The sequence below is a fragment of the Marivita sp. genome (genome assembly GCF_020055635.1).
Lineage (GTDB): Bacteria > Pseudomonadota > Alphaproteobacteria > Rhodobacterales > Rhodobacteraceae > Marivita.
Map to the genome: position 1 here is coordinate 1 of NZ_JAIPUT010000117.1, position 5,675 is coordinate 5,675.

General features: G+C 63.2%; 5 protein-coding genes and 2 pseudogenes. 4 read left to right on the forward strand and 3 right to left on the reverse strand.

Annotation, left to right across the window (positions count from 1 at the left end; translation table 11 throughout):
- Positions 1-124, reverse strand: a pseudogene (locus LCF60_RS23105) (IS5/IS1182 family transposase); the annotation flags it as partial.
- 69 nt (positions 125-193) lie between these two features.
- On the opposite strand from LCF60_RS23105, the pseudogene LCF60_RS23110 reads away from it, so the two are divergent.
- Positions 194-675, forward strand: a pseudogene (locus LCF60_RS23110) (transposase); the annotation flags it as partial.
- A 139-nt stretch (positions 676-814) separates the two neighbouring features.
- Entirely contained in the window at positions 815-1,429 is a 615-nt protein-coding gene (locus LCF60_RS23115) for a hypothetical protein (protein ID WP_292294896.1), read from the forward strand.
- Between the two features lie 337 nt (positions 1,430-1,766).
- Here the strand turns inward: LCF60_RS23115 and LCF60_RS23120 are convergent, their stop codons facing one another.
- A complete protein-coding gene (locus LCF60_RS23120) occupies positions 1,767-2,402 on the reverse strand; it encodes a TetR/AcrR family transcriptional regulator (protein WP_292294892.1) in 636 nt (211 codons plus the stop codon).
- An 86-nt stretch (positions 2,403-2,488) separates the two neighbouring features.
- On the opposite strand from LCF60_RS23120, the gene LCF60_RS23125 reads away from it, so the two are divergent.
- On the forward strand, positions 2,489-3,565 hold the full coding sequence (locus tag LCF60_RS23125) for an aldo/keto reductase (protein WP_292294893.1): 1,077 nt from the start codon (positions 2,489-2,491) through the stop codon (positions 3,563-3,565).
- A gap of 424 nt (positions 3,566-3,989) precedes the next feature.
- Here the strand turns inward: LCF60_RS23125 and LCF60_RS24695 are convergent, their stop codons facing one another.
- Positions 3,990-4,778 (reverse strand): dienelactone hydrolase family protein, encoded by a 789-nt coding sequence (locus LCF60_RS24695; protein WP_363318456.1) that lies wholly within the window; start codon positions 4,776-4,778, stop codon positions 3,990-3,992.
- Here LCF60_RS24695 and LCF60_RS23135 point away from each other — a divergent pair.
- Entirely contained in the window at positions 4,669-5,097 is a 429-nt protein-coding gene (locus LCF60_RS23135) for a gamma-glutamylcyclotransferase family protein (protein ID WP_292294895.1), read from the forward strand. The two genes, LCF60_RS24695 and LCF60_RS23135, sit on opposite strands and share 110 nt — an antisense overlap.
- Positions 5,098-5,675: the final 578 nt, after the last annotated feature.

Genomic DNA, 5,675 nt, shown 5'->3' on the forward strand with positions numbered 1-5,675 from the left:
CCTCTGCGCTGGCGATGGTTTTTTCCCAATCCTTTGAGAGCCGGCGGCATCCGCCCAGCCAGGCGAGAGTACGTTCCACGGCCCAACGGCGCGGCAGGACCTCGAAGCTCTGCGCCGTGTCGGAACTGACCTGCCCCCGGAAGTTCCCTCAAACTGATGTAGAGTCTGCCCAACCTTTGAAGGAGCAGACGACATGAGGAAAAGCCGTTTCACCGAAGCGCAGATCATCGGAATGATCAAAGAACAGGAAGCTGGCATGGCCACGGCAGAGGTCTGCCGCAAGCACGGTCTCAGCCCGGCCTCATTTTACAAGCTGAAGGCCAAGTATGGCGGCATGGAATTGTCGGATGCCCGTCGGCTCAAACAGCTTGAGGACGAGAACACGAAGCTGAAGCGTTTGCTGGCGGATACGATGCTGGACAATGTCGTGCTAAAGGACTTGCTGGAAAAACCCTGACGACACCGATGCAGCGGCGAGACGCAGCGCTCAAGGCGATGCGGGATCACCGAATCTCGCAACGCCGGGCCTGCGCTCTGATCGGTGTCGATCCGAAGACTGTGCGACGGGAGCGCCCACCTGACAGTCCGGACATCCGCAAAGCAATGAATGTGATTGCTTCGAGCCGACGCCGGTTTGGATATCGGCGTATCGGCATCCTGCTTGAGCGCAAGGGTACCCGCATCGGTGCCGTCCCTGCAATCGACGCAGGACCCGTGCCTTCGAGCACCACGACATCCTTGCGCGTCAGGACCGTGCGATCGTGGCGACTGTCGGCGTGGATCATAGCCGCGCTTAACGCCGGTGATCTCAGCAGTGACGCCGCAAACGGCGACCACGCGCAAGGGACGCATCCGAGTCGCGCTCGAGCAGCGCCTTGCGGATGCCGCACCGGATGTCCCGAGCTTGATCCTGCGGGCCGGTGACTTCTTCGGCCCCGGCGCCCGGTCGAGCTGGGTTTCTCAGGCAATGCTGACCCCCGGCGCTCCCGTGCGAAAGGTGACGAGCATGGCCAAGGGCGTGCCCCACTCCTACGCATATCTGCCCGACCTCGCCGAAGCCTTCGCGCAACTGCTCGACAAGCCGCGCCGCCTGTCGTCGCACGAATGCCTCCAGTTCGAAGGAGTGTGGGACGCGGATGGCCGGACGATGGTCAACACGATCCTGGCCGTCGTCGGGCGCGATGTTCCCGAGAGGTCATTTCCCTGGTGGCTCATGCGTCTGGCCGCTCCGTTCGGCGGCTTTCCACGGGAAGCCATCGAGATCGAGCCGGTCTGGCGGCATCCCATGCGTCTCGACAACACGCGGCTTGTCGACCTGCTTGGGGCGGAGCCGCGGACCCCGCTTGCTCTCGCAATGCAAAGAACCCTGGCCGACATCGGCTGCCTTCCAGATGCACCGGCGGCACCCCGCCGCCGCGCCCTGGCGTGACTCCTTCCCGACAGATCGCCTGACGTAAAAGCAGTCCCCCGACCGAGGACACTCTGATGACCTTCCGCGGTAAGGTCCGGACATCGAACGTGCAGTGCAGTGATCCTGCATGGCGAGGCTTCTGGGACCACGATCGGCACAACCGATTGTAAACGTCAGCCTCGTCGGCTCCGGGGGTCTCCCGGGAGGGGGACGATGCTGCACGCCGTAATGGAAGGCCGCTTCATGGAATTGGCGCCACAGCCTCCGTCCGCCAACGCGGACCGCTTGCGCCGGACGAGCAGGCGTAGAACCGACGGATGCTACTACGCAAAGGGTGGCTACGTCAGAAAAGCGCTTAAACGGCGTTTCTCCCGACAATTGGACTTGGCCAGCCCACCATTGATGCTTTTGCTACCGCCAGCAGCGTATCCCGATCCGCACCGTCGCGGGCCAAAACAGACATGCCCTGTGTCACCGCAAGCGCCAAATCGGCAAGGACACGGGACTTCGTGTCCGGCGGCAGGAGCCCCCGCTCGATATCTTGTTCGATACGTGCGATGATAATCGCGCGGATGGCGCGCCTCTCCTTCGCCGCCGCTTCCCGCACATCAGCGGCGTCCTTCGATCCCGTGGCCGCGGCACTGGCGAGCAGGCATCCCTTCGGGGTCACGTCGCCCGTGTAGAGCGTCGCCGCATTCTCGAGCATGTCTGCCACGGCATCCCGCGCGGTCGGTGCGCGGGCGAACGCCTTCTCGAGATCGCCGGGATCGCCTGCGTAACGCCGCATCGCTTCGAGGAACAATCGCTTCTTGTCGCCAAACGCCGCGTAGATGCTGGGGGCGGTCACACCCATCGCGGCGGTCAAGTCGCTGATCGAGGTCGTCTCGTAACCGCTTTCCCAGAATGCGAGCATCGCCTTTTCCAGCGCGGCGTCACGGTCGAAGGACAAGGGGCGGCCGGTCTTGCGGCGCGGAGCGGGGTCAGTTTTCATAGCGATCACTAATAAAGTCTTTGACGTTGCCGCTCAAGGGGGCCATAGGGTTCCATAACGATCAATATGAAACAAGGAATCCAATCATGTCGCTCACGAATTTCCGCGCTCTCGGACGATCCGGTCTTGTCGTCAGCCCGCTTTGCCTCGGCACGATGACCTTCGGCCCCGGCGACTGGGGAGCGGACGAGGCGGCGTCGCGCGCGATCTTCGACGCCTACCGCGACGCGGGCGGCAATTTCGTGGATACCGCGGACATCTATTCTGGCGGGCTTAGCGAGGAACTTGTCGGCAAGTTCATCCGCGAGACCAAATCCCGCGACGACATCGTGCTGGCCACCAAGTTCGGCTTCAACGGATCGAGCAGCCCCCTGACCGGGATGGCGGGTGGCGGGGGCAACCCCCATGCGGGTGGGGCAGGGTCCAAGAACATCCACCGCGCGCTCGACGCCTCGCTCAGACGGCTCGGCACCGACCATATCGACCTTTACTGGATGCACATCTGGGATGGCGTCACCCCCGTGGAAGAGATCGTGCAAACCCTGGGCGATCTGGTGCGCGCCGGGAAAATCCGCCACTATGCCTTGTCCGACATGCCCGCATGGGTCGCGATGAAGGCCGCAACGATCGCGTCCGAGCGGCGGATACCCGGCCCAATCGCCATGCAGGTTGAATACTCGCTGGTGGCGCGGGACGTGGAGGCAGAGCATTTTCCCGCCGCGCGCGAGGGGGGCATGGGCGTAATGCCCTGGAGCCCGCTGGCCGGCGGGTTTCTGACTGGGAAATACAAGCGGGACGATACCGCCGACACTGGACGGCTGAGTGGCGCGAACCCGTTCGGCGACAGCAAGTTCACGGATCGAAACTGGCTTGTTCTCGACGCTCTCCGCGACGTCGCTGCCGAGCTGGCCTGCGACCCGGCGCAGGCTGCGCTTGCTTGGGCAATGGCGCGTCCGGGCGTTGCCTCGACCATCGTCGGTGCGCGCACGGTGACGCAATTAACCGGCAACATCGCGGCGGCGGGTATCCGTCTGAACGACGACCAGATGAATAGGCTGAACGAAGTCAGCAAGCCGGCCGATGGCTTCACCTCGTCGCTGGCCTCACCGGTGATCCGAAAGATGGTCTATGGGGGCCATGACGTTACGGGTTGGGGGGAATAGGAGACACCAGGCGTACTGGAAGCTGGTGCGCGAGTCCGAATAGCCGGTTGGTCTCGAATAGTGGTTATCGAACACTGAGTCGATGCTGTTATTGGGGGGCGCGGATTCGAACCTCCGCGTAACGATTGTCGAGACCGTTTTTGGGGCAGGGTGGGGACGCCTAAATCCTTATATTTTGGTCTGCGAGATATGGGCGCGCGAGTTCGGCACGCTGAGCGGTGTGAGACGGCATAGTTGGAGGATTTGGCTTCCAAGCAGCGCATTGCCCCCTTGTGAGGCGGCTTTCCCATCCGACCTCGGCACTTGATCAGGAGAAGATTGGCGGCATGACGCCCCGGGGGCGAAGGTCTGCGCTGAGCCTTTCGATCGCTGAAGCACAGCGAACGAAGGGCGGCTCTGGCGCCTGCATGTCGTGGAACCAGCACTATCGGGCTTTCAGCAAGCGGTCGAAGAACGAGATCATCTCTCTCCATCCGCGCTCGGCTGCTGCTCTGCCGTAACTTGGGAAGTCCGGCTTCATCGATCCGTGGCCGGCCGTGTAGGTTTCGTGCGTGTAGGTCACGCCCGCCGCGTCCATGGCGGACTGGAAGTTGTCCGCCATTGCAGGCGGGTACAACTCGTCGTCCTCGGCGGCCGCGATGTAGAGTTCAGCATGCAGTTTCGAGGCGTAGAGGTGCGGGCTGTCTGGCGCGTCGGTTGCCAGGCCACCTCCGTGGAAGCTCGCAACCGCGACGACCCTGTCGGGGAAGGTTCCTGCTGTTGCAATGGCCATCCCGCCTCCCATGCAGAAACCGATCGCGCCGATCTTCGTCCCACTCACGTCGGATCGCATGTCGGCACATGACAGGATCGGTGCGGTATCCTCACCGCCCGGGAATGCAGCGCGCTTACCCGCATCGGTGCCGTCCCTGCAATCGACGCAGGACCCGTGCCTTCGAGCACCGCGACATCCTTGCGCGTCAGGACCGTGCGATCGTGGCGACTGTCGGCGTGGGTCATAGCCGCGCTTATGCGGGTTGCACTCTCCTTGCAATCTGCGGGACCGTAGCGCCCATGGTCTATCGTTTCCGAATGGCAGCCTTGGCCCTGGGCGGGGCACGGACATGACATTGCTGCGGCGCATCTCGCTGGCCGCGGTGCTGCTTGGCCTGACCCTCTGGGTCGGCATCGTGCACTTGCCCGTCTGGCTGCCCCCGGTGACGCCGGCAATCATCGCTGCGCAGCCGGAGCCGGGGCACGGACCACATCGCGTGTTCGGATATGCGACCCTGACAAGCCCGGCAATCAGGCTGGCCGTCGTGGGCGAGGTCACACCGGCGCAGGAGGCGCGTCTTGCAGGGTTTCGCCGCGACGGGCGCGACATGCGCCCTGATCAGGACGCAACGCTGTCGGGCGTGGTCTTTGCCGTCGATGACCGCGGCCTGTTGCGTCTGGATCGCTATGAGCGGCTTGGCGCGCTCTATCGCCGCGACAGTGTCACCCTGGCCGACGGCTCGCATGCCTGGGTCTACAGGTTGATCCGCGATGACTGACATGCGGACAGAACAGGCCACAGCCGACCGCAAGCGGCGCAGCTTCGCATGGTTGACCCGCAGCGCCCCGCGGAACTGCAACAGGACGAGGCGGCGAACGGGTTGTCCATGTGACCGCGCTGTAGCGTTCTGCGACACTGATCGCGAAAGCGCGCGACATCGAAGATGGCGATTTTTGGGGAAGCGGAGGCTGGGCGTAGCCGAAATCAGTTGTGTGAGTAAGCGCGGGAAGCCAACTTTCTCTGTGCTGGAGAGGCAACGGGCCCCATGGGCGGTTTCCGGTTATTAGCCGCCGAAGCGAGGGAACCGTGCCGGGTCAGCGAGAGCTGACATTCAGAACGGCCTGTAGTCGAGTATCGCCCCGAATGGCCGGAAGAACGCTCCGAGCCTTTAGCCATCGTTCAACCACCCGAACTCGAACCGTCAGATATGGTGTTCTCCACCGCTCGCGCGATCATCTGGATATCTCCAATGACATCGACTGGCCCATCATAGGAGATCGCGTTTTCGGGCATACCAGGCATACCGGACAGCGACTTGCCCGGAGTTATCACCATTGCTTTGCCTCCCGCCTTGTT